The 23990-nt window shown below is 40.4% G+C and carries 21 protein-coding genes; 17 read left to right on the plus strand and 4 right to left on the minus strand.

The window, feature by feature from the left end; translation table 11 throughout:
* Positions 1–331: 331 nt before the first annotated feature.
* A complete protein-coding gene (locus tag HSISS3_RS00700) occupies positions 332–2899 on the plus strand; it encodes an SEC10/PgrA surface exclusion domain-containing protein (RefSeq protein WP_021151362.1) in 2568 nt (855 codons plus the stop codon).
* 88 nt (positions 2900–2987) lie between these two features.
* On the opposite strand, the gene HSISS3_RS00705 is transcribed toward HSISS3_RS00700, so the two are convergent.
* A complete protein-coding gene (locus HSISS3_RS00705) occupies positions 2988–3728 on the minus strand; it encodes an amino acid ABC transporter ATP-binding protein (protein ID WP_008535720.1) in 741 nt (246 codons plus the stop codon).
* A complete protein-coding gene (locus HSISS3_RS00710) occupies positions 3728–5278 on the minus strand; it encodes an ABC transporter substrate-binding protein/permease (protein WP_021144918.1) in 1551 nt (516 codons plus the stop codon). The genes HSISS3_RS00705 and HSISS3_RS00710 overlap by 1 nt, the downstream gene beginning before the upstream one ends.
* Positions 5279–5480: 202 nt before the next feature.
* Between HSISS3_RS00710 and HSISS3_RS00715 the strand changes: the two genes are divergently transcribed.
* On the plus strand, positions 5481–6335 hold the full coding sequence (locus HSISS3_RS00715) for an undecaprenyl-diphosphate phosphatase (RefSeq protein WP_008535722.1): 855 nt from the start codon (positions 5481–5483) through the stop codon (positions 6333–6335).
* A 201-nt stretch (positions 6336–6536) separates the two neighbouring features.
* On the opposite strand, the gene HSISS3_RS00720 is transcribed toward HSISS3_RS00715, so the two are convergent.
* Positions 6537–7418: a diacylglycerol/lipid kinase family protein gene (locus tag HSISS3_RS00720; RefSeq protein WP_021151363.1), complete on the minus strand. Its 882-nt coding sequence runs from the start codon at positions 7416–7418 to the stop codon at positions 6537–6539.
* A gap of 206 nt (positions 7419–7624) precedes the next feature.
* The gene (locus tag HSISS3_RS00725; protein WP_042772030.1) at positions 7625–7996 is read right to left on the minus strand and encodes a DUF3021 family protein; all 372 of its coding nucleotides are present in this window, start codon (positions 7994–7996) and stop codon (positions 7625–7627) included.
* A 205-nt stretch (positions 7997–8201) separates the two neighbouring features.
* Here HSISS3_RS00725 and mecA point away from each other — a divergent pair, with 205 nt between their 5' ends.
* From mecA to dusB, 15 genes are all read left to right on the plus strand, one after another.
* A complete protein-coding gene (gene mecA, locus HSISS3_RS00730) occupies positions 8202–8951 on the plus strand; it encodes an adaptor protein MecA (protein WP_021151364.1) in 750 nt (249 codons plus the stop codon).
* A 3-nt stretch (positions 8952–8954) separates the two neighbouring features.
* A complete protein-coding gene (locus tag HSISS3_RS00735) occupies positions 8955–10148 on the plus strand; it encodes a glycosyltransferase family 4 protein (protein ID WP_021151365.1) in 1194 nt (397 codons plus the stop codon).
* A gap of 121 nt (positions 10149–10269) precedes the next feature.
* On the plus strand, positions 10270–11040 hold the full coding sequence (sufC, locus tag HSISS3_RS00740; protein WP_021144922.1) for a Fe-S cluster assembly ATPase SufC: 771 nt from the start codon (positions 10270–10272) through the stop codon (positions 11038–11040).
* A gap of 36 nt (positions 11041–11076) precedes the next feature.
* Positions 11077–12339, plus strand: coding sequence for a Fe-S cluster assembly protein SufD (gene sufD, locus HSISS3_RS00745; protein ID WP_021144923.1), 1263 nt, complete (start codon positions 11077–11079; stop codon positions 12337–12339).
* Between the two features lie 53 nt (positions 12340–12392).
* Positions 12393–13625 carry a cysteine desulfurase gene (locus HSISS3_RS00750; protein ID WP_008535728.1) on the plus strand — a complete coding sequence of 411 codons (1233 nt, stop codon included), beginning with the start codon at positions 12393–12395 and terminating at the stop codon, positions 13623–13625.
* Complete coding sequence (sufU, locus tag HSISS3_RS00755) at positions 13612–14046, plus strand: Fe-S cluster assembly sulfur transfer protein SufU (protein WP_021144924.1); 435 nt, start codon at positions 13612–13614, stop codon at positions 14044–14046. The genes HSISS3_RS00750 and sufU overlap by 14 nt, the downstream gene beginning before the upstream one ends.
* A gap of 39 nt (positions 14047–14085) precedes the next feature.
* Positions 14086–15504, plus strand: coding sequence for a Fe-S cluster assembly protein SufB (gene sufB / locus HSISS3_RS00760; protein WP_004183836.1), 1419 nt, complete (start codon positions 14086–14088; stop codon positions 15502–15504).
* A 297-nt stretch (positions 15505–15801) separates the two neighbouring features.
* Positions 15802–17448, plus strand: coding sequence for a peptide ABC transporter substrate-binding protein (locus HSISS3_RS00765; RefSeq protein WP_021151366.1), 1647 nt, complete (start codon positions 15802–15804; stop codon positions 17446–17448).
* 130 nt (positions 17449–17578) lie between these two features.
* Positions 17579–18493, plus strand: coding sequence for an ABC transporter permease (locus tag HSISS3_RS00770; protein ID WP_004183834.1), 915 nt, complete (start codon positions 17579–17581; stop codon positions 18491–18493).
* Between the two features lie 7 nt (positions 18494–18500).
* Entirely contained in the window at positions 18501–19535 is a 1035-nt protein-coding gene (locus tag HSISS3_RS00775) for an ABC transporter permease (RefSeq protein WP_037609338.1), read from the plus strand.
* Positions 19536–19548: 13 nt separating this feature from the next.
* Positions 19549–20589 (plus strand): ABC transporter ATP-binding protein, encoded by a 1041-nt coding sequence (locus HSISS3_RS00780; protein WP_021151367.1) that lies wholly within the window; start codon positions 19549–19551, stop codon positions 20587–20589.
* A gap of 1 nt (position 20590) precedes the next feature.
* Positions 20591–21529: an ABC transporter ATP-binding protein gene (locus tag HSISS3_RS00785; protein ID WP_008535734.1), complete on the plus strand. Its 939-nt coding sequence runs from the start codon at positions 20591–20593 to the stop codon at positions 21527–21529.
* Between the two features lie 121 nt (positions 21530–21650).
* Entirely contained in the window at positions 21651–22010 is a 360-nt protein-coding gene (locus HSISS3_RS00790) for a hypothetical protein (RefSeq protein WP_021151368.1), read from the plus strand.
* A gap of 80 nt (positions 22011–22090) precedes the next feature.
* Positions 22091–22957, plus strand: coding sequence for an Hsp33 family molecular chaperone HslO (gene hslO, locus HSISS3_RS00795; protein WP_021151369.1), 867 nt, complete (start codon positions 22091–22093; stop codon positions 22955–22957).
* On the plus strand, positions 22950–23927 hold the full coding sequence (dusB, locus tag HSISS3_RS00800; RefSeq protein ID WP_002883588.1) for a tRNA dihydrouridine synthase DusB: 978 nt from the start codon (positions 22950–22952) through the stop codon (positions 23925–23927). Before hslO ends, dusB begins: the two co-directional genes overlap by 8 nt.
* The last annotated feature ends 63 nt before the right edge of the window (positions 23928–23990 follow it).

Consider the following 23990-nt stretch of genomic DNA (forward strand, 5'->3'; position numbering starts at 1 on the left):
GATGTCACCCAATGATTTTAATCCTTTTGCCATCGTAAGCCTCCTTTTGCATGTGATGAGTACACATTATATCAAAAAATCGTTTAAAGAAAGTTAAGAAACTGTAACGAAAATTTGGTAAAATAAATAGATAAGGCAAATTCAAAGACTAAAAAAGGACTTTGAAACAGCATTTCTACTTTTGACTAACAATTTAATATTTTTTGTAAACAAGCTGTGAAAGCTTATAAAACAATTAAATTTTAAAAATTAGGAGTCAACATCTTGTTTCAATATTATTAAAATGTTATTATATAGTAGTGAATTTTTAACATAAAAAGGAGTTCGTCTTATGAATAAAAAGGTTTTGGCGACAGCCGGAATTGCAGCTCTTGCGGTTTCTGCCACAGTTGCTAAAGCTGATGAGGTAACGACAAACGATCAAGCCTCAACAACAGCATCAGTATCATCGACAGCTACACAAGCTGTCCCAACTCAAGCCCAAGTCGAAACGGCTAGAGAACAAGCTAACACTGCTAATCAAGCAGTATCACAACAAGCATCAGTAGTTGCTAATAACGAAGCGACTGTTAACCAGGCGCAAGCAAACCTAGCGACAGCAGATGCCAACTTGCAACAGGCGCAAACAGCAGCCAATGAGGCAAGTCCAGAAGCTATTGCAGCTGCTCAAGGTCAAGTAACTACAGCTGAAAAAGCAGCCAATGACGCTAAGTCAGCAGTTTCTAGTGCTCAATCAGCAGAAAAATCTGCTAAAGCTGCAGCAGACAAGCAACAAGCTGCGGTAAATGCAGACCAAGCTAAGGTCAATGCTAAAGCAACAGAAGTTGCCAATGCTCAAAAATCAGTTGATGCCGCTAAAGCTGCTCTTAATGGTTCTAGTGCTGCTGATGCAGCCTCTAATCAGGCTAAAGCACAGACTGTATTTGATGCAGCAACGGTAGCTGAGAAGAAAGCCCAAGAAGAATTGGCAGCCGCTCAGGCAGCTGATAAAGAAAAGGCAACTGCTATTGCAGCTAAAGAAGGGCAATTGACTGCAGATCAAAATGCAGCTAACCAAGCTAAAGCAGCTTATGAAAATGCCCAAACAGTAGCCAATGAAAAAGCAGCCGCTCTTGCAGCCGCTGAAGTAGCTAAGAAAAAAGCAGAAGCTTCAACAGCTACTACAGCCAATGCTCGCCAAAGATTCACAGTATCGTCAGAGTATGTCAATGCTCTTAAGACATATGAGTCAAAAACAGCTACAGCAGCAGAAAAAGCACAAGCTGAACAGACTTTGAAGAACGTTAACAAACGTGATCGTAGTAACAATAGCTACCAAGATAATGAAGCAGATAAAAATGTGACAATCAGTGATTTGAACAATCTTAGTGAAGCTCAAATTACAGATTTGTCATTGTATGCTTCAAGTTTGGTTAACCAAATCCGTACAGCCTTTGGTACAACTCAAACATCTGTATCTAAAGGTAGTGTATTGGCAGCAGACCGTGTTACAGATGGTTATGTTGCTGACAACTGGGGTTGGGAATCTATCCGTAATAACCAACATGATGGTGCAGCTCTTGACCGTGCTGGTAAGTCTTTCCATAGTGTAAGTATTGGTGAAAACCTCAACACATGGCAAGGTTTGACAGGTCCGTTCACTCTTAATGACCTTAAGAAATATGTATTTGAAGCTATGCTTGACTTCATGTTTAATGGTAGAGAGTGGAACCACGCTCGTTCTATTGCAGGGCTTCTAGCAGATGGAGGCGAAACTTACCTTGGTACAGATGTCAGTGTCGTTGCAGGTGCCTTTAACGTTCACGTTAACAATGTGAATAAAAACTCTACTGGTCCTGATAGTGACTTTGATACAACTAAGATTCCTAATCCATATGAGACTAACCAATCTCAACCAGCCCCAAGCTCAAACCAAACAGCTACTAAGCAAGCATATGAAGCTGCTAAACAAGCTAACGATCAAGCACAAAGTGATCTAGCAAGCAAGAAAGCAGCCTCTGAGTCTGCGACTCTTAAACTTAATAATACACAAACAGAACTCGCTACTCTTAAAGCTTCAGCAAGTAAGTTAGCAGCAGCTCAGACTAACCTTTCTGAAAAACAAGCAGCCCTTGCAACAGCCAAATCGGAATTGGAAAAGGCTAACGCTACTGTTGCCAACCTTAATGCTAATGCACAAGAAAAAGCAGCAGCTCTCAGCAAAGCTCAAGCAGCTCTTGATGAAAAACAAGCTGAGCTTCAAACAGCTAAAGCTAATCTTGCAACAAGCTCTGCGACCTTGCAACGTTTGACAAATGCTTATAACGCTGCTAAACAAGACACTGCTAAGAAACAAGCAGCCTTGACACAAGCAAACCAAGCTTTGACAGCTGCTAAGAACCGTGTAGCAGCCCTTACGAATGCTTCAGGTAATCTAGCTAAGGCTAAGGCAGAACGTGCAACAGCCTTCGATAAATTGACTGCGGCGAAAGGTGTTCTTTCAGCTGAGCGTGCGAAACTTGTTGAATTGTCAGCTAAACGTGATAAATTAACAAGCGACTATACGACTCTTCAAACTGTCTTTGATAACTATATGAAAGCTAAGGCGGACAAAGAACGTCAAACAGAATTGGCTAAAGAGTTTGCGGACGTCACATCTAAAGGTCTTACACCAGTACCTGTTTATGATGCAGATGGTAAGGTTGTCGCTTTCACAACACAAGAAAAGGCAGCTCAAACAGTAGATCAAATTCCTGTAAGTTATGTTCAAACCAAAGCTGAGAAACAAGCTCCTGTACAAGAAGCAGATAGCTTGCCAGCAACAGGTGAGTCAGCTGCAGCAGGACTTAGCCTTGTAGGTTTCTTTATGACCATCTTGGCCTTCCTTGGTTTTGTTGACAGACGTACACGTCGTAACTAATCATAGACAAAAAAACGGCATCTGCCGTTTTTTTTATATATTTGAGAATCTAAAAAAAGTTAAGGTCGAAACCTTAACTTTTTCGTTTTTAACCCAAGAAACGTTTGAGGAATTCCTTGGTACGTTCTTCTTTAGGATTTTCAAAGAGTTGTTCTGGACTCCCTTGTTCAGCGATAACACCCTGATCCATGAAAATGACACGGTCTGAAACGTCACGTGCGAACTCCATTTCATGGGTTACGATAATCATGGTTAAACCAGTTTGAGACAGTTCCTGCATGGTCTTGAGAACTTCCCCAACCATTTCTGGGTCTAGGGCTGAGGTAGGTTCGTCAAATAGGATGGCTTCTGGATTTACAGAGAGGGCGCGAGCGATAGCAACACGCTGTTTTTGTCCCCCTGAAAGTTGTTTTGGTTTAGCTTTCCAGTATTGTTCACCCATGCCAACTTTCTCCAAGTTTGCCTTGGCGATGCTTTCAGCTTCTTTGCGATCACGTTTGAGAACAGTTGTTTGAGCCACGATGGCATTTTCTAAAACGTTGAGGTTTTCAAAGAGGTTGAAGGATTGGAACACCATTCCTAGCTTTTCACGATAAGCAGTAAGATTATAGCCCTTTTCAAGAACATTTTCTCCATGGAAGAGAATCTCACCGCCTGAAGGTGACTCAAGCAAGTTAATGGAGCGAAGGAAGGTTGATTTACCTGAACCTGACGAACCAATAATTGAGATAACTTCCCCTTCTTTAACACTGAGGGAGATATCTTTGAGGACTTCATTTTGTCCGTATGATTTTTTGAGGTTTTTGATTTCTAAAATCGTCTCAGTCATTAGTGAGCCCCTCCTTGTGTGTATGTATCTTGGTCAAAGCGGCGTTCTACGTAACGTAGGACACGTGTCACTGTAAAGGTAAGGACAAAGTAGATGGCTGCGATAACAAAGAATGTTTGGAAGTATTGGTAAGTTTGTGTTGCCACAGTATTACCAGCGAAGTAAAGTTCGACAACGGAGATAACGTTCAAAACAGAAGTATCCTTGATGTTGATAACGAATTCATTACCAGTGGCTGGCAAGATGTTACGGATAACCTGTGGAAGAACAATCTTACGCATGGTTTGACCGTGAGAGAAACCAAGAGCAGTTGCGGCTTCGAATTGTCCCTTGTCTACTGCGAAGATACCACCACGAACGATTTCACTCATGTAGGCACCGGTATTAATAGAAACGATAATAACAGCGGCTAGGGTGCGGTCAATATTGATACCAAAGGCTTGGGCAGTACCGTAGTAGATAACCATAGATTGTACAATCATAGGAGTGCCACGGAAAACTTCGATATAGACATTAAGAACCCAACCGAAGAGTTTTTGGAGCAAGGCTACAAATTTATTAGCAGCTTTAGGAGCTGTGCGGTAAACACCGATCATAAGACCGATGAAAGTACCCACAACTGTACCGATAATTGAGATAAGAAGGGTAATTCCTGTACCACGTAAGAATTGTGGCCAGTTTTTACTTAGAATAGTTGCCATTTGGCTAAAGAAGCTAGTCTTCTTTGTTTCATCATGTTTTTCAGCAGGCTGAATACTAATGATGTGGTTCATGAGTTTAGCTCGGTCATCTTGACTAATAGTGGCAAGGACCTTATTAACTTGAGTGAGTGTTTCTGTATCGTCCTTACGAAGACCAACGGCAATCGAAATGTCGTCGTTAGAGACCTTGAATCCGTCACCTTTTTTGAGAGCTATCATCTTGTAAGTTGAGCTAGCTGCCTCAGCTGTAAGTGCTTCAGGTCTCTCAGAGATATAACCATCAATAATGCCAGAAGATAGCGCTTGACGCATGGCACCAAAGTCACTCATGGGTGTTTGTTTATCAACATTTGGAATTTGTGTGATTAGGTCTACCAAGTAGTTTCCCTGTTGGGCAGTAATCTTGGCCCCCTTGAAATCGTCAATCGTTTTTGCATTGGCATACTTACCTTTTGCATCGACCACAACTACAGGTTCACTCGTATAGTAGCTATCTGAGAAGTTGATTTCTTTACGGCGTTCAGCAGTTGTACTCATACCTGCAACAATCATATCAATCTTACTAGATGTGAGGGCAGGGATGAGACCGGTCCAGGCCGTTTTGACGACTAAAGGTTTCTTACCTTGAGCTTCAGCGATTTTTTTAGCGATTTGCACGTCATAACCGTTGGCATACTGTTTTGTTCCTTCGATTGGAACAGCTCCATTTGAGTTATCGTCCTGTGTCCAGTTAAAAGGTGCGTAGGCAGCCTCCATCCCGACACGGAGATACTCGTCTGCTTGAGCGCTTGATACCCCACCAAAAACGAGGAGAAGCGCTGCAAAGCAGGCTACAATAATTTTTTTCATTGAAACAATGTCTCCTATAAAAATGTCATTCCTTACTATTTTACAGGAAATTAGGACTGATGACAATAAGTTAAGACTAGAAAAAACTGTATATCAGGATTGTCTTTAAATACAGTTGCTAATTTGATATAATGGGAAGGACAATTTAGAGCCTTACTCACTATTAGTGTGATAAGACTAACATTTTAAAACGGAGAGAATTATGCAAACGGCACAGTATATTATTGAATTACTAAAAGCGGTTTTTCTAGGGGTTGTTGAAGGAGTCACTGAGTGGTTGCCTATTTCGTCAACAGGTCACTTGATTTTGGTTAATGAATTCTTGAACTTGAGACAAAGTAAAGCCTTCATCGATATGTTTAATATCGTAATCCAACTTGGTGCTATTCTGGCGGTTATGGTCATCTACTTTAAACGTTTGAATCCCTTCCAACCTGGTAAGACAGCACGTGAAGTGCAATTGACTTGGCAACTTTGGCTTAAGGTAGTCATTGCTTGTATCCCTTCAGCTTTCATTGGACTCTTTTTGGATGATTGGATGGAAGCTCACCTCAGTAATTTCCTTGTTGTAGCCATCATGTTGGTGGTTTACGGGATTGCCTTTATTTGGATTGAGGACCGTAATCGACGTGTTGAACCTAAGGTAACCGATTTGGCACGAATGTCTTACAAGACAGCTTTCTATATCGGTCTTTTCCAAGTTTTGAGTATCATCCCAGGGACAAGCCGTTCAGGTGCTACTATTCTTGGGGGTATCATCGTTGGTACTAGCCGTAGCGTAGCCGCTGATTTCACTTTCTTCCTTGGTATTCCAACCATGTTTGGTTACAGTGGTCTTAAGGCAGTTAAGTACTTTATTGATGGGAATACATTGACTGGAGGACAAGTAGCCATTCTCCTTGTAGCTAGTGTAACAGCCTTTGTTGTCAGCTTGTTTGTCATTCGCTTCTTGATGAACTATATTAAGAAACATGACTTCACGGTTTTCGGAAAATACCGTATTGTACTTGGTATTATCGTGCTTCTCTATGGAGCGATCAAACTTATTTTTGGATAATATAAGCAACTTGACAAAGAGATCACAATCAAGGAGTCTCAAGGTAATAAGCAAGTAAAAAACGAGGAATCTCTCAAAAAATCAGAGCAGGTTCCTCGTTTTTTTATTTTCACTACACCGTATTGCATCTCTTTTTTATCGGTCACATCCTTAGTAAGGCTATCTTTCGGGATGTTTATTTTCTATACACTTAGAAAAGGCCTATTTTTTCGGAACGGAATAAACTTCAATGTGATTTCCAAGTATTTTAATGTCCACTGGCAAGTTATCAGATTTATCACCATCAACATCTGATTCCAAGGCGATATCTGAAGATATTTTTATCGTTTTTGCTTTGATATATTCAATATTAGCGTTCTCAACGACTTCCCCTTTTAACAAATCTGGAATAGTAGATAGCTTAGAGAGAATGGACGCATCTTTCAAAATCAAGATATTTCCATAGCCGTCTTTGTTTTCATCAAATAGTTTTTTGTCAGCGTAATAGTTAGATAAGAGTACTAATACTTGACTTGCTTCTCCCTTATAATTGCCATTTTCGGTTTCAATAAGAATATTAAATACTTCGTCTTTTATGACAGACTTCATTGTATTGACTGCATATGCGAAGATTCCATATTTAGTTTTATCTTCTATTCCAACATTATGGATGGCTTCCGGCAAAGATCCTATACTAAAAATATAGCCGAAATAATTTTGATTAGCTTTTCCAATGTCAATGGTATTCGTGCAATTGAAATCAAGTTCTTCAATGGCTTTGTCAATATCTTGATTTATTTCCAGTAATTTTGTGATTAAATTACCAGTTCCTCCAGGAATGATGCCAAGTCTTGGAATGTAATCTTTTTCAGCGATTCCTGAAATGACTTCGTTTACCGTACCATCCCCACCAAAAACTATCACCGCTTCATACTTTTCCTTAGACGCCCTCTCAGCAAAGTGGGTAGCATCTTTAGATTTTTGTGTGATTTTAGTTTCAACATCGTCAAAATATTCCCTAGCTTTATTTTCTATATTTGCTTTATAATCTAGCGCCTTTTCTCCACCTGAGGTTGGATTAATAATTAACATGGCTTTTTTCATTGCTTTATTCTCCCTGCAACTTTAATTAGTTGTATTGTATCACATCAACTGGTTGTGTGCTCTTTCTATTGTTTTTATTAGCTAGGGTAGTATATAGCCAAAACTTTCTATCTCAATAATTCTAATCCTCTCCGTCTATGAAGTAGTAACTGTTATGAACAATTGGGGAAGAAAGTTAAAAACGTACCTTCCATATAGTTTAAGGTCTATTTGCTGAGGAGTTTTCCAAAGATGAGATAAGCTAGTGTCCAAAGGACCAGTCCGCAGGTTAAGAAACTCGCTAGGATTTTCAAGAAGTCCACGACATTATGCAAGGGATACCATCCAGAGAAACATAGAATTGGAAGGATGGTAACACACATGATTGAGAAGTGAAGGAGTGATTGTTGTCTGAGCGATAAACGGTTATCGTCGTAAATGGGGGCAGTTGCCAGTATGATGGCAATGATTAGTCCTGTAAGAAAGGTAGATTTGTTTACTTGATGAGGTTGCCCGGATAAGTAGAGAAAAAGCGTCAAAAAACTCGTTATTCCTCCAGCAATGCTAGCTCGAAGCCATCCTTTTTTATAAGTAGTCATGGTCATCACCTCCAACTATATATCCGTTTTTATTATACTCCTTTCTAGGATATATGACGGCTATAAAAAGGGAAATTCAGGTCTTTGCTAGCATTAGAGAATTTTTAGAAAAGCCTCTTAAAATAAGATCTAAACTTGCTCAGAAATTGCTATCTCTTGGCTTTTCTAGTATAATGAAATAACTACTCGTGCGAGGTTTTTACATATGGAAATGAAACAAATAAGCGAGACAACTCTAAAAATCATGATTACCATGGAAGATCTTGAAGAGCATGGTATGGAGTTGAAAGATTTCTTGATTCCCCAGGAAAAAACAGAGGAATTTTTCTACACTGTTATGGATGAGTTGGACTTGCCAGATAACTTTAAAAATAGCGGAATGCTGAGCTTTCGTGTCACGCCACGCAAGGACCGTGTGGATGTTTTCGTAACCAAATCAGATATTAAGGAAGAACTTGACTTCAACGATTTGTCTGACATGGATGAGTACTCTGGCCTTTCTCCAGAAGAGTTCCTAAAGGCTCTTGAAGGAAACTTCATGGATAAGGGAGATATTGAGGCTCACCATAAGCTTGAAGAACTCGAAAAGACTTTGGAAGAAGTTGATAAGTCAATGACAGAACCTAGCAAAGAAGAAGCTGAGGAAAACATTCGTGAAGATTATACCCACTACGTCTTGGCTTTCTCTGATTTTGATCAAGTGGTGACCTTTACGCAAGGCTTGAAGGATGTGCCTGTAGAAGGTTCTGAGCTTTATAAACTTGGCGATGTCTACTATATGACAATCCTTCTTTACTTGGCCGATGAGCCTGATTACTACGCGAACAATATGTATGCGCGTTTCCTTGAATATGCAAATGTGGCAGATCGCACACGTGCCTACCTACAAGAGCATGCAATAATCTTGATGGAAGAGGACGCCTTACCGGTATTACAAGCAACGAAATGGAGCTAAGATATGCCTTGGACAATTAACTATATTTTTGTCTTGATTGGGGCTTTTTTAATCGCTGTTGTGACGACCCCTATAGTTCGCTCTTTGGCCTTTCGTGTCGGAGCCGTTGACAATCCAAATGCTAGACGTATTAATAAAAAACCAATGCCTAGTGCAGGTGGTTTAGCCATTTTGTTGTCTTTTGTATTATCAACCTTGGTGTTCATGCCCATGGTCATCCATAAGGAAATCTGGCATATTTCATATATTAGGTACATTCTACCCGTTGTCGTGGGGGGGGCTATCGTCGCATTGACAGGCTTTATTGATGATATTCTAGAATTAAAGCCTCTGCCTAAGATGATTGGTATTATGACCGGAGCAATCGTCGTGTGGGCTTTTACGGACTTCCGATTTGATAGCTTTAAGATTCCTTTTGGTGGTCCTATGATTTATTTTGGGCCAGTATTGACCTTGATTTTAACGGTATTATGGATTACTGCCATCACCAATGCTATTAATCTGATTGATGGTTTGGACGGTTTGGTCGGAGGAGTTTCCATCATTTCCCTTATGACGATGGGGGTAATTTCTTATTTCTTCCTCTATGATACTGATATTTTCTTGACCATGACCATCTTTGTCTTGGTGGCGGCTATTGTTGGCTTTTTCCCTTATAACTATCACCCTGCTATTATTTATCTCGGTGATACGGGGGCTCTCTTTATTGGTTTTATGATTGGTGTCTTATCGCTTCAGGGTTTGAAAAATGCAACGGCTGTAGCGATTTTATCGCCAGTTATTATCCTTGGGGTACCGATTGTAGATACGGTGGTGGCCATTGTCCGTCGTAAGTTGTCTGGGCGTCCAGCTATGGAAGCTGACAAGATGCACTTACACCACCGACTTTTAGCTATGGGGTTCACTCATCGAGGAGCTGTTCTAGTAGTCTATGCTATCGCTATCCTATTTTCATTGATTGCCCTCTTGCTCAATGTTTCTAGCCGTCTAGGTGGTATTCTCTTACTGTTAAGCTTGATATTGGGAATGGAAATTCTGATTGAAGGGCTTGAGATTTGGGGCGTTGGTCGGACACCACTCTTTAATCTCTTGAAATTTATCGGGAATAGCGACTATCGTCAAGCGACCATGTTGAAATGGAAGCAAGAACGAAAAAATAAACATTTGAAAAGCCAAGTAATGGCTTTTTTGTTATAATGATTCTAATTAAGGAAGATGGAATTTGTTTCCTATTTTCCAGAAAATAGCAATGCTGTTTTCAAAAATAATGGTATTTTGCGAGCTAAGTCTCGCTGTATATATGAAAAAGGAGTATACAATGTCTGTACTTGAAATCAAAAATCTTCATGTTTCTGTTGAAGATAAGGAAATCTTGAAGGGTCTCAATTTGACCCTTAAAACGGGTGAGATTGCTGCCATCATGGGTCCTAACGGAACAGGTAAATCTACCCTCTCAGCTGCTATCATGGGTAATCCAAACTATGAGGTTACAGAAGGTGACATCCTTTTTGATGGTGAAAGCATCCTTGACTTGGAAGTTGACGAACGTGCACGTCTCGGTCTTTTCCTTGCCATGCAATACCCAGCTGAAATTCCAGGGATTACGAATGCTGAGTTCATCCGTGCGGCTATGAACGCTGGTAAAGAAGATGAGGATAAGATTTCTGTCCTTGATTTCATCACTAAATTGGATGAGAAAATGGAATTACTTGGTATGCGTGAAGAAATGGCTGAGCGTTACCTTAATGAAGGTTTCTCAGGTGGTGAGAAGAAACGTAACGAAATTCTTCAATTGCTCATGTTGGAACCTAAATTTGCCCTTCTTGATGAAATTGACTCAGGTCTTGATATTGATGCCCTTAAAGTAGTTTCAAAAGGGGTTAATGCCATGCGTGGTGAAGGTTTTGGTGCCATGATTATCACTCACTACCAACGTCTCTTGAACTACATCACTCCAGATGTGGTACACGTGATGATGGAAGGGAAAGTGGTTCTTTCAGGCGGTCCTGAATTGGCTGCTCGTCTTGAGCAAGAAGGGTATGCGAAAATCGCTGAAGAGCTCGGCTACGAGTACCACGAAGAAGCTTAAGTCAGTTACTCGAAATAACTAGAAAAGGAGTAACCTATGTCAAAAGAATCTATTATCGCTTTTTCTCAAGCAAAAGCAGAGCCACTCTGGTTGCAAGACCTTCGTCAAGCAGCCTTTGATAAGCTTGAAAGCTTGGATCTTCCAAGAATTGAGCGTGTAAAATTCCATCGTTGGAATCTCGGTGATGGCACGCTTACTGAAAATGAACCATCAGCCAATGTGCCTGATTTTACAGCGCTCGGAAACAACCCTAAATTGGTTCAAGTAGGAACAAATACTGTTCTTGAACAATTGCCAGCTGACTTGATTAGCCAAGGTGTGGTCTTCACAGACCTTACAACTGCTCTTGAGGAAATCCCAGAAGTCGTTGAAGCCTTCTTTGGTAAGGCCGTAGCCTATGATGAGGACAAATTGGCAGCTTATAACTATGCCTACTTCAATAGTGCAGCGGTCCTTTACGTGCCAGATAATGTCGAAGTTGATTTGCCAGTTGAGGGCTATTTCTACCAAGATGGGATTTCAAATGTTCCGTTTAACAAACACATTTTAATTATAGCTGGTAAAAACAGTAAATTGACTTACCTTGAACGTTTTGAAACCCTAGGTGAAGCGACTGAAAAAGCCAGTGCTAATATTTCTGTAGAAGTTATTGCTCAAGACGGTGCCCAAGTTAAGTTTGCGGCCATTGACCGTTTGGGTGAAAATGTGACAACCTATATCAGTCGTCGAGGACGTATCGGTCGTGATGCGAGTCTTGATTGGGCTCTTGGTATTATGAACGAGGGTAATGTCATTGCAGACTTTGATAGTGACTTGATTGGTGATGGTAGCCATGCTAATCTTAAGGTTATCGGACTTTCATCTGGCCGTCAGGTTCAAGGGATTGATACTCGTGTGACTAACTATGGTAACAACTCTGTGGGTCATATCCTACAACATGGGGTTATCTTAGAACGTGGTACCTTGACTTTCAATGGTATTGGTCACATTGTCAAAGGTGCTAAGGGTGCTGATGCGCAACAAGAAAGCCGTGTGCTCATGCTTTCAGACAAGGCCCGTTCAGACGCTAACCCAATCCTTTTGATTGATGAAAATGAAGTTACAGCAGGACATGCCGCTTCAATCGGTCAGGTGGATCCAGAGGATATGTACTACCTCATGAGTCGTGGACTTGATCAAGACACTGCAGAACGTTTGGTTATTCGTGGCTTCTTGGGAGCAGTTATCACTGAAATCCCAGTTAAAGAAGTGCGTGACGAGATGATTTCTGTAACAGATACCAAACTAAACAAACGTTAGGAACTATCGACACAGATAGTCTAACTTATGATATATCTAGATAGGGAGATAAGATGTCAACTTTAGATGCCTATAAGATTCGACAAGATTTTGCCATTTTAGATCAAGTAGTTAATGATGAGCCCTTGGTGTACTTGGATAATGCAGCGACGACTCAGAAACCTCAAGTAGTTCTAGACGCCCTTATGGCCTATTATCATGAGGATAATGCCAATGTTCACCGTGGCGTGCATACCTTGGCAGAGCGTGCAACAGCTGCTTACGAAGCTAGTCGTGAAAAGTTACGTCAGTTTATCAATGCGAAAACAACTAAAGAAGTTCTCTTTACACGTGGAACGACAACCGGTCTTAACTGGGTTGGTCGTTTTGCGGAGCAGGTTCTTGAACCAGGAGACGAAGTGCTTATTTCCATTATGGAGCACCACTCCAATGTCATTCCTTGGCAAGAAGCTTGTAAGAAGACGGGTGCTAAGCTTGTCTATGCCTACTTAAAAGACGGTCAGTTGGATATGGAAGACTTGACCAACAAGATTACAGAAAAGACAAAATTTGTAAGTCTGGCTCAGGTTTCTAACGTTCTAGGTTGTATCAATCCTGTTAAGGAGATTGCCCAGCTAGCCCATCAAGTTGGGGCTTATATGGTTGTGGATGGTGCCCAATCTGCCCCTCACATGACCATTGATGTTCAAGATTTGGATTGTGATTTCTTTGCCCTTTCTGGGCACAAGATGTTAGGTCCAACAGGAATTGGTGTGCTTTATGGCAAGGAAGAAATTCTCAACCAGATGAATCCTATTGAGTTTGGTGGTGAGATGATTGATTTCGTCTACGAACAAGAAGCTACTTGGAAGGAACTGCCTTGGAAATTCGAGGCTGGGACACCTAATATTGCAGGAGCTATTGCTCTTGGTGCTGCTGTGGACTACCTCACTAACCTGGGTATGGAAAATGTTCATGCTTACGAGCAAGAATTGGTTGACTATGTTTTGCCTAAGCTTCAAGCAATTGAAGGTTTGACGGTTTATGGCCCAGAAGATCCTAATCAACATACTGGTGTTATTGCCTTTAATATTGATGGACTTCATCCCCATGATGTGGCGACTGCCCTTGATTATGAAGGGGTGGCCGTGCGCGCAGGTCACCACTGTGCCCAGCCGTTGATCACTCATTTAGGTATTTCATCAGCTGCCCGTGCAAGCTTCTATGTTTACAATACCAAAGAGGATTGTGACAAGCTTGTGGAGGCAATTCTTGCGACGAAGGAGTTTTTCAATGGCACTCTCTAGACTAGATAGTTTATATATGGCTGTTGTGGCCGACCACTCTAAGAGCCCTCACCATTATGGTGTTTTGCCTGATGTGGAGCAACTTCAACTGAATAATCCGACTTGTGGAGATGTTATCAATCTGTCAGTCAAATTTGATGGGGACGTGATTGAAGACATTGCCTTTGCTGGCGATGGTTGTACCATTTCGACAGCCTCATCAAGTATGATGACGGATGCTGTTATTGGTAAGACTAAGGCAGAAGCTTTAGAACTGGCGGAAATTTTCTCGCTCATGATTCAAGGAGAACATGACATCAATACAGATAAATTAGGTGAAGCTAAGCTCTTGGCAGGAGTTTCCAAATTTCCACAACGTATCAAATGTGCAACCCTCTCTTGGAATGCTCTCAAAAAGGCTATAGAGAGAAGCGAGCTTTAAAATAAGAAAACTAATCAACCCTTTAAAAAGGAAAATACTATGACTGAAACAAATGAAAAAGTAGAACCAAAACCCATTGATCTTGGGGAATATAAATACGGTTTCCATGATGATGTGACACCAGTCTTTTCAACAGGAAAAGGAATCAGTGAAGACGTGGTTCGTGCCATGTCTGCTGAAAAAGGGGAACCTGAGTGGATGCTTGAATTCCGCTTGAAATCATTGGAAACCTTTAACAAAATGCCTATGCAAGAGTGGGGACCAGACCTTTCTGAAATCGACTTTGATGACTTGACCTATTTCCAAAAAGCGTCAGACAGACCTGCTCGTGACTGGGAAGATGTTCCTGAAAAAATCAAGGAAACCTTTGAACGTATTGGTATCCCCGAAGCTGAACGTGCTTACCTAGCAGGGGCTTCGGCTCAGTATGAATCAGAAGTGGTTTACCACAATATGAAAGAAGAGTACGATAAGTTGGGAATCATCTTTACGGATACAGACTCAGCTCTTAAAGAGTACCCAGAACTCTTCAAGAAGTACTTCTCAAAACTGGTTCCTCCAACAGATAACAAATTTGCGGCCCTTAACTCAGCCTTCTGGTCAGGCGGTACCTTTATTTATGTGCCAAAAGGTGTTAAGGTAGATATCCCACTTCAAACCTACTTCCGTATCAATAATGAAGCTACGGCTCAGTTTGAACGCACACTCATCATCGTTGATGAAGGGGCCAGCGTTCACTATGTGGAAGGCTGTACGGCACCAACCTATACTTCAGCCAGCCTTCATGCGGCTATCGTTGAAATCTTTGCGCTTGAAGGAGCCTATATGCGTTATTCAACCATTCAAAACTGGTCAGATAGCGTCTATAATTTGGTAACCAAACGTGCTACTGCTAAGAAAAATGCGACTGTTGAGTGGATTGACGGTAATCTTGGTGCTAAGAAAACAATGAAGTACCCATCAGTTTACCTAGATGGTGAAGGTGCGCGTGGGACTATGCTTTCTATCGCCTTTGCCAATGCTGGTCAGCACCAGGACACAGGAGCTAAGATGATCCATAATGCGCCACATACATCATCATCTATTGTCTCTAAATCAATCGCCCGTAATGGTGGTAAGGTTGACTATCGTGGCCAAGTAACTTTCAATAAGGACTCTAAAAAATCTGGTTCCCACATTGAATGTGACACGATCTTGATGGATGATTTATCTAAGTCAGATACGATTCCATTTAATGAAATTCACAACTCGCAAGTGGCTTTGGAACACGAAGCCAAAGTTTCTAAAATTTCTGAAGAGCAACTCTACTATCTCATGAGTCGTGGTCTTTCCGAACAAGAAGCTACTGAAATGATTGTCATGGGATTTGTAGAACCATTTACCAAAGAGCTTCCAATGGAATATGCTGTTGAGCTTAACCGCTTGATTAGTTATGAAATGGAAGGATCAGTTGGGTAAGAAGTAAGCTTGTGTATAAATACAGAGTAAACTGAGAATTTAGTTTAAAACAAAAAAGGTTAAGATATGCATCTTAGCCTTTTTTTGTTGGCATTGTTGTTGGCATTGATTGTAAATCGCCTATGTATAGTGAAGCAAGAGCTATAAATGCATCATTTTTGGGATATTTCGAGTCTTTTTAAAGACAAAAATGACTGAATTGTCGAATTATTAAGAATTACGTCTTTACTTTAGCTTATTTTGAGGTATAATTATACACGAAAGTAAATTTTTTATTGGAGGAGGTTTCTTATAATTATGATTAAGAAACGTAACTTTAAGAGTATTGTAGCTGTTGGAGTAATTGCTTTAGCTTCTGCAACACTTCTTGCTGCTTGTGGCTCAAAATCAACCTCAAGTAAAGATGAAATTAACTGGTACACCCCTACTGAAATATTGACCCTTGATATTTCTAAAAATACAGATCACTATTCAGCCTTGGCGCTTGGGAACTCAGAAAGTAACTTGCTTCGTGTTGATAAAGATGGGAAGTTGCAACCTGATTTGGCTAAAAAGGTTGATGTATCAGCTGATGGTTTGACTTATACAGCGACTCTTAGAGATGACTTGAAGTATTCAGATGGTACTAAGCTTACTGCTGAGGACTTTGTCTATACTTGGCAACGTATGGTTGATCCTGCTACAGCTTCTGAGTATGCTTACCTTGCTTCAGATTCTCACCTTGTTAATGCTGCAGACATTATTGCTGGTAAGAAGAGCGTTGATGAATTGGGTGTTAAGGCTGAAGGAAATAAAGTTATCTTTACTTTGTCAAATCCTTCTCCACAATTCAAGAGTCTTTTGTCATTCTCAAACTTTGTTCCACAACATAAGGAATTTGTAGAAAAGACTGGAAAACAATACGGAACGAAGTCTGATAAACAAATTTATTCTGGACCTTTTAAAGTTGAAAATTGGAATGGTACAAGCGGTAGCTTCAAACTTGTCAAAAATGACAATTATTGGGATGCTAAGCACGTTAAAACAAAGACAATCAATATTCAAACGGTTAAAAAACCTGATACAGCCGTCCAAATGTATAAACAAGGTCAACTTGACTTTGCAAGCATTTCAAGTACGTCAGCAATCTTTAATTCAAATAAAAAGAACAAAGATGTTGTTACAGTTCCAGAAGCAACAACAAGTTATATGACCTATAATGAAACTGGTAAAGTTAAAGGTCTAGATAATCTTAAAATCCGTCAAGCTCTCAACCTTGCTACTGACCGTAAAGGTATTGTCGAAGCTGCGGTTGATACAGGTTCAGTCCCAGCAACTAGTCTTGCACCTACTGGATTGGAAAAATTACCTGATGGTACTGATTTATCTAAATATGTGGCACCTGGCTATAGCTATAACAAGGAAGAAGCAGCTAAGCTCTTCAAAGAAGGTCTTGCTGAAGCTGGTTTAAGTGACTTGAAATTGACAATTACAGCAGATTCAGATTCACCTGTTTCTAAAGCTGCAGTTGATTACATTAAAGAAACTTGGGAAAAAGCTCTTCCTGGTTTGACTGTTGAAGAAAAATTTGTGACATTTAAACAACGTCTTGAAGATACTAAGAATCAAAACTTTGATGTTGCTCTTGTCTCTTGGGGTGGTGACTATCCAGAAGGATCAACATTCTATGGCTTGTTCACTTCAAATTCCGCTTATAACTATGGTAAGGCAAATAGCTCTACATACGATGCAGCCTATGAAAAAGCTATTTCGACTGATGCATTAGATCCAACAGCCGCTGCAAATGATTATAAAGCTGCTGAAAAAGCACTTTATGATGAAGCGATGTATAATCCGATTTACTTCCGATTTACAAAAGGCTTGCAAAATCCTTCAATCAAAGGACTTGTACGTAACTCAACTGGTCTTGATGTTGACTTCACCTATGCTTATAAAGATAAATAGTTGCTATCATTATAATGACAGAGTAAAGTAGAACATTCATCAGCTACTGTATGTACGTTTATCGCAAAATGAACTAAGAAGCTGGCGGCTTTAGTCCCAGCTTCTTTCGTTGTTACATAAAGGAAATTTTATGACGAAATATTTATTGAAAAGGATAGCTATTTTGCTAGTTACCCTATGGGTGGTTGTCACTCTATCTTTCTTCCTAATGCAAGTTATGCCGGGATCACCATTCAATAATCCCAAATTAACGAATGATATGATTGCGGTTATGAATAAGCAATATGGCTTAGATAAGCCAGTATGGCAACAGTATTTGCAATATCTATGGAATGTCCTGCACGGTGATTTAGGAACAAGTTATCAGTCTGCAAATCAGCCTGTTAGCATGATGATTAGTCAGCGTTTGGCAGTTTCAGCGCAACTGGGTATTCAAGCCCTTGTCGTTGGGGTATTGTCTGGTCTTTTTGTAGGAGCAGTGTCAGCACGTAATAAAAATAACTGGATTGATAATATCTTGAGCGTGCTATCAACACTCGGTATTTCAGTACCTTCATTCATTATTGGTCTTTTGCTTTTGGATTACCTTGGATTTAAGTGGGGAGTTCTTCCTTTATCTGGATGGGGTTCATTTAGCCAAACGATTTTACCTACTTTAGCTCTTGCTATTCCAGTATTTGCTCAAGTCACCCGTTTTTTCCGTAGTGAAATGATTGAAACCATGAATACTGATTATATTCAACTAGCTAGGGCTAAAGGGTTAACAGCACGTCAAATTAGTAATCGACATGCTTATCGCAATTCAATGATTCCTGTTCTTACCTTAATCGGTCCAATGGCTGCTAATATTTTAACAGGTTCAGCACTCATAGAGCAGATTTTCTCAATTCCTGGAATTGGCCAACAGTTTGTTACCTCTATTCCAACAAAAGATTATCCTGTCATTATGGGAACCACTATCGTTTATGCCGTTATGCTTATGGTAGCTATCCTATTGACAGATATCATTACTAGTTTTGTGGATCCACGTGTCCGTCTGAAGTAAGGAGAGTATCATGGAAGAAAAACAACTATTTAAACTTGTTGGTGCTGGAAATACTGAATCACAAGAAAAAATTGAAAAACCGACTCTCTCTTTTACACAAGATGCTTGGAGACGTCTGAAAAAAAATAAATTGGCGACCATATCCCTTTGGTTTTTAGCCATTCTACTGGTCTTTTCAATTGGCTCAAATTTCTTTGTTAATGCCAAGGATGCTAATAGTTTTAATGGTGATGAAGTTAAGACATATCGTAATTTACCACCTAAACTATCAGATAGCTTACCATTCTGGAATGGTAGTATTGTATTTTCAGGTAATACGGAGCCTAATGATGTGTACTCTGATCAATCAGTTCCAAAAGACGATAAATTTATTTTGGGAACTGACAATCTGGGACGTAGCTTAGCGAAACGTGTGATTGTTGGTATACGTATCTCTCTCTTAATTGCCATTGTTGCTACTTTAATTGATTTGATTATTGGAGTGACCTATGGTCTGGTGTCAGGTTTCTTAGGTGGAAAGATTGACCTCTTCATGCAACGTGTTATTGAGGTCATCTCATCTATCCCTAACTTGGTCATAGTAACGATGTTAGGGCTTCTTTTGGGTAGTGGTGTGTTGTCAATCATTATCTCAATTGCCATAGTCGGATGGACGTCCATGGCGCGTCAAGTACGTAATTTGACCCTATCTTACCGAGAACGTGAATTTGTTTTAGCCTCACGTGCTTTGGGTGAAAATAAATTCAAGATAGCTTTTAAACATGTTTTACCAAATATTTCAGGTATCATTATTGTTCAAATTATGATGACAGTTCCAAGTGCTATTATGTACGAAGCGGTTCTGTCAGCTATCAATTTGGGAGTTAAGCCACCAACAGCTTCTTTAGGTTCGTTGATTACAGATGCTTCTGAAAATCTTCAATACTACCCTTATCAGGTGGTTATTCCTGCCTTGGCTCTTGTTTTTATCTCTCTTGCCTTCATTCTTTTAGGGGACGGCTTGCGTGATGCGTTTGACCCTAAATCTAACAAAGAAAACTAATAGGAGCGTAATAATGATGAAAGAAACGATTTTAAGTGTAAAAAATCTCCATGTTAATTTTCATACTTACGCTGGAGAAGTAAAAGCGATTCGTGATGTCAATTTTGACTTGAAAAAAGGTGAAACACTAGCGATTGTTGGTGAGTCTGGTTCAGGAAAGTCTGTAACGACAAGGACGCTAATGGGTCTATCAGACAAAAACGCTAAGGTAACTGGAGACATTACCTTTAAGGGGCGTGATATGCAAACCTTGAAGGAGGAAGATTGGGTTAAGGTTCGTGGAAATGATATTGCTATGATTTTTCAGGATCCTATGACCAGTCTTGACCCTACTATGAAAATTGGGCGCCAAATTGCTGAGCCTATCATGCTTCATACCAAGGTATCTCAAAAAGAAGCCATAGATATGGCTTTACAATTAATGAAAGATGTTGGCATACCTAATGCCGAAGAACATATAAATGACTACCCTCACCAATGGTCAGGGGGAATGCGTCAAAGAGCAGTAATTGCCATTGCTCTAGCTGCAAATCCTGAAATTTTGATTGCTGATGAGCCTACTACTGCCTTAGATGTTACGATTCAAGCACAAATTCTTCATCTGATGAAAAAAATCCAAGAAAAGCGTGATTCATCCATTATTTTTATTACACATGACTTGGGTGTTGTTGCTGGGATGGCTGATCGTGTGGCGGTAATGTATGCTGGTAAAATAGTGGAATATGGGACTGTGGATGAGGTTTTCTACAATCCGCAACACCCATACACATGGGGTCTTCTTAACTCTATGCCTACAACAGAAACAGAATCTGGTAGCCTAGAAGCTATTCCAGGGACTCCTCCAGATTTGCTTTATCCTCCTAAAGGTGATGCCTTTGCTGCTCGAAATGCCTTTGCTTTAGATATTGATTATCAGGAAGAACCGCCAATGTTTAAGGTATCAGATACGCATTTTGCAGCAACATGGCTCTTGGATGAACGAGCTCCTAAAGTAACCCCTCCTTCACCAATATTGAAACGATGGGAAAAATGGTCAAAGATGAAGGAGAAATAAGATGACACAAGAACGTAAGAAGTTAGTAGAACTAAAAAATGTGTCTCTAACTTTTAATAAAGGAAAATCAAACGAAGTTAAGGCGATTGATGACGTTAGCTTTGATATCTATGAGGGTGAAATTTTTGGCCTAGTTGGTGAATCTGGTTCAGGTAAAACAACCATTGGGCGTTCTATTTTAAAGCTTTATGATATTGATTCGGGTACTGTTACCTTTGCAGGTAATGACATATCAAGCTTAAAAGGGAAAGACCTTCATGAATTCCGTAAGACAGCTCAGATGATTTTTCAAGATCCTCAAGCTAGTCTTAATGGACGCATGAAAATCCGTGATATTATTGCTGAAGGTATTGATATTCATAAATTGGCTAAAACCAAAGAAGAACGTGAAGCCAAGGTTAAAGAGCTCATTGATTTGGTAGGATTAAATGAAGATCACTTATCAAGATATCCTCATGAGTTTTCTGGCGGTCAACGCCAAAGGATTGGTATTGCGCGTGCTTTAGCGGTTAATCCTCATTTTATCGTAGCAGACGAACCGATTTCTGCTTTGGATGTCTCTATTCAAGCACAGGTGGTTAATTTGATGCAGAAGTTGCAACATGAACAGGGATTAACATATTTGTTTATTGCCCATGACCTATCAATGGTTAAATATATATCCGATCGTATTGGTGTAATGCATTGGGGTAAACTCCTTGAAGTAGGACCTGCAGATGAGATTTATCATAACCCGATTCATCCTTATACGAAGAGTTTATTATCTGCAATTCCAGAACCAGATCCAGAAAGAGAGCGTAAGCGTCAACATTTGATTTACGATTCCTCTATTGAAAATGATGGAGAAAGTAGACAAATGTATGAAATCCGACCAGGACATTTTGTTTATGCTACAGAAGCAGAGGCTAAAAATTACAAAGAAGAAGCCAAGGCAAATTAAACCGTAAAAAGGTGGTGATTCCTTAGTCGCCTCCTTTTTATTTTTAGGTGAGCAAACGTTTACAATACCTAGGCAAAACAGTATAATAAAGGTGATACAGCAATAGTGAAAGGGGACTAACATGGGAGTGTATAATAACGACTGGTTGCTCAATCAGATTCGTGGGACAGCTAACGTCGTCAGTAAGGTTTTTAAGTTTGAGAGTCTGGATATTGATTTGGGTCAGGTCGAAGATGAAAATGGTCAAATGGTTAGTGGAAATGACTACATTGATGATTTGGTGCTTCGTTCCAAATACCGTCAGGCAACTGATTTTGTCCATAGTCAACTCAAACGTTTGACGCCTAATGATTATAAGCTTTTGGTGAGTGTTTATATTGATTATTTGGAGAATTTACCGCCATTAATAAGGGAAAAACATCAGCTTGATAATCGCCAAATAATGGACTGGAAAGCTAAACTTTCAGAATTTTCATGGTAATTTGCTAGAGAGAGTGGGAGAGGAGACGTCAAGCGTTTACGACTTTTCCACCCTCTTTTTTGTGTTATAATAGAGTCACTATGGATAAATTAATAAAAACAATTTCAGAATCAGGTTCTTTCCGTGCTTACGTTCTTGATAGCACTGAAACAGTTAGAACCGCACAAGAAAAACACAATACATTATCATCATCAACAGTCGCTTTGGGGCGTACCCTTATTGCCAATCAAATCTTGGCTGCTAACCAAAAAGGTGATAGCAAGATTACGGTAAAGGTTATTGGAAACAGCTCTTTTGGACATATCATTTCTGTAGCCGATACCAAGGGGCATGTTAAGGGCTACATCCAAAATCCAGGTGTAGACATCAAGAAAACAGCGACCGGTGAAGTCTTAGTCGGTCCTTTCATGGGACAAGGTCAGTTTGTTTCAATCATCGATTATGGAACTGGTAATCCTTACACGTCATCAACACCACTTATTTCTGGTGAAATTGGTGAAGATTTTGCCTATTATTTAACAGAGTCTGAGCAAACCCCGTCTGCCGTTGGTCTTAATGTTCTTCTCGACGAGGAGGACAAGGTCAAGGTTGCCGGTGGCTTTATGCTTCAGGTCTTGCCAGGAGCCACCGAGGAAGAAATCGCTCGTTATGAAAAACGTATCCAAGAAATGCCTGCCATTTCAACACTATTGGAATCTGATGACCATATTGAAGCGCTTCTGCATGCTATCTATGGGGATGAGCCTTTCAAGCGTTTGTCTGAAGAGGAGCTTAGCTTTGAGTGCGATTGCTCACGTGAACGCTTTGAAAATGCTCTCTTGAGTCTAGGTAAGGATGAACTTCAAGCTATTAAAGATGAAGATCACGGTGCTGAAATCGTCTGCCAATTCTGCCAAAACAAGTATGAATTTTCAGAAGCTGACTTGGAGGAACTCATCAATGACTAAACTTAATTCGTCCTTCATGATTGGGAATGTGGAGATTCCTCATCGTACAGTGCTAGCTCCGATGGCAGGTGTGACCAACTCGGCCTTCCGTACCATTGCCAAGGAGTTTGGTGCTGGTCTTGTGGTTATGGAGATGATTTCTGAAAAAGGGCTCCTCTACAATAATGAGAAGACCCTCCACATGCTTCATATCGATGAGAATGAACATCCAATGTCTATTCAGCTTTTCGGTGGTGATGCTGAAGGCTTGAAGCGAGCAGCAGACTTTATTCAGACCAATACCAAGGCTGATATTGTTGATATCAACATGGGTTGTCCGGTCAATAAGGTCGTCAAAAATGAAGCTGGTGCCAAGTGGCTCAAAGATCCAGACAAGATTTACCACATTGTCAAGGAAGTAACGTCAGTACTTGATATTCCTTTGACTGTTAAGATGCGTACGGGTTGGTCAGACAGTGATTTGGCTGTAGAAAACGCTCTTGCAGCTGAGTCCGCAGGTGTTTCTGCCCTTGCCATGCATGGTCGTACCCGTGAGCAGATGTACACAGGTCACTGTGATCATGAGACTCTGGCTCGTGTTGCTAAGGCTATCACTAAGATTCCATTTATCGGAAATGGTGATGTTCGTAGCGTTCAAGACGCTAAACTCATGATTGAAGAACTTGGTGTAGATGCCGTTATGGTGGGTCGTGCAGCTATGAACAATCCTTATATCTTCACGCAAATCAACCACTTCTTCGAAACAGGAGAGGAGTTGCCAGAGCTTCCATTTGATAAGAAATTGGACATCGCTGAAGACCACCTCAAACGTTTGGTAGACCTTAAAGGTGAAAAGATTGCTGTCCGTGAATTCCGTGGTCTGGCACCACACTATCTTCGTGGAACAGCAGGAGCAGCTAAGGTTCGTGGCGAAGTCTCACGTGCTGAGTCTGTCGCTCAGGTCGAAGAAATCTTTGCGACTTTGCGATAAGCTTCTATATGATGAAAACTTAACCAGATTGGTTAGGTTTTTATTTTCCGTCTATTCTTCCTT

This window comes from Streptococcus sp. HSISS3 (genome assembly GCF_000448605.1).
Taxonomy (GTDB): Bacteria; Bacillota; Bacilli; order Lactobacillales; family Streptococcaceae; genus Streptococcus; species Streptococcus raffinosi.

Excerpts from the sequence above, each read along its gene's own strand:
- HSISS3_RS00700 (WP_021151362.1), top strand. The coding sequence starts at position 332 with ATGAATAAAAAGGTTTTGGCGACAGCCGGAATTGCAGCTCTTGCGGTT.
- HSISS3_RS00705 (WP_008535720.1), bottom strand. The coding sequence starts at position 3,728 with ATGACTGAGACGATTTTAGAAATCAAAAACCTCAAAAAATCATACGGA.
- HSISS3_RS00710 (WP_021144918.1), bottom strand. The coding sequence starts at position 5,278 with ATGAAAAAAATTATTGTAGCCTGCTTTGCAGCGCTTCTCCTCGTTTTT.
- HSISS3_RS00715 (WP_008535722.1), top strand. The coding sequence starts at position 5,481 with ATGCAAACGGCACAGTATATTATTGAATTACTAAAAGCGGTTTTTCTA.
- HSISS3_RS00720 (WP_021151363.1), bottom strand. The coding sequence starts at position 7,418 with ATGAAAAAAGCCATGTTAATTATTAATCCAACCTCAGGTGGAGAAAAG.
- HSISS3_RS00725 (WP_042772030.1), bottom strand. The coding sequence starts at position 7,996 with ATGACTACTTATAAAAAAGGATGGCTTCGAGCTAGCATTGCTGGAGGA.
- mecA (WP_021151364.1), top strand. The coding sequence starts at position 8,202 with ATGGAAATGAAACAAATAAGCGAGACAACTCTAAAAATCATGATTACC.
- HSISS3_RS00735 (WP_021151365.1), top strand. The coding sequence starts at position 8,955 with ATGCCTTGGACAATTAACTATATTTTTGTCTTGATTGGGGCTTTTTTA.
- sufC (WP_021144922.1), top strand. The coding sequence starts at position 10,270 with ATGTCTGTACTTGAAATCAAAAATCTTCATGTTTCTGTTGAAGATAAG.
- sufD (WP_021144923.1), top strand. The coding sequence starts at position 11,077 with ATGTCAAAAGAATCTATTATCGCTTTTTCTCAAGCAAAAGCAGAGCCA.
- HSISS3_RS00750 (WP_008535728.1), top strand. The coding sequence starts at position 12,393 with ATGTCAACTTTAGATGCCTATAAGATTCGACAAGATTTTGCCATTTTA.
- sufU (WP_021144924.1), top strand. The coding sequence starts at position 13,612 with ATGGCACTCTCTAGACTAGATAGTTTATATATGGCTGTTGTGGCCGAC.
- sufB (WP_004183836.1), top strand. The coding sequence starts at position 14,086 with ATGACTGAAACAAATGAAAAAGTAGAACCAAAACCCATTGATCTTGGG.
- HSISS3_RS00765 (WP_021151366.1), top strand. The coding sequence starts at position 15,802 with ATGATTAAGAAACGTAACTTTAAGAGTATTGTAGCTGTTGGAGTAATT.
- HSISS3_RS00770 (WP_004183834.1), top strand. The coding sequence starts at position 17,579 with ATGACGAAATATTTATTGAAAAGGATAGCTATTTTGCTAGTTACCCTA.
- HSISS3_RS00780 (WP_021151367.1), top strand. The coding sequence starts at position 19,549 with ATGATGAAAGAAACGATTTTAAGTGTAAAAAATCTCCATGTTAATTTT.
- HSISS3_RS00785 (WP_008535734.1), top strand. The coding sequence starts at position 20,591 with ATGACACAAGAACGTAAGAAGTTAGTAGAACTAAAAAATGTGTCTCTA.
- HSISS3_RS00790 (WP_021151368.1), top strand. The coding sequence starts at position 21,651 with ATGGGAGTGTATAATAACGACTGGTTGCTCAATCAGATTCGTGGGACA.
- hslO (WP_021151369.1), top strand. The coding sequence starts at position 22,091 with ATGGATAAATTAATAAAAACAATTTCAGAATCAGGTTCTTTCCGTGCT.
- dusB (WP_002883588.1), top strand. The coding sequence starts at position 22,950 with ATGACTAAACTTAATTCGTCCTTCATGATTGGGAATGTGGAGATTCCT.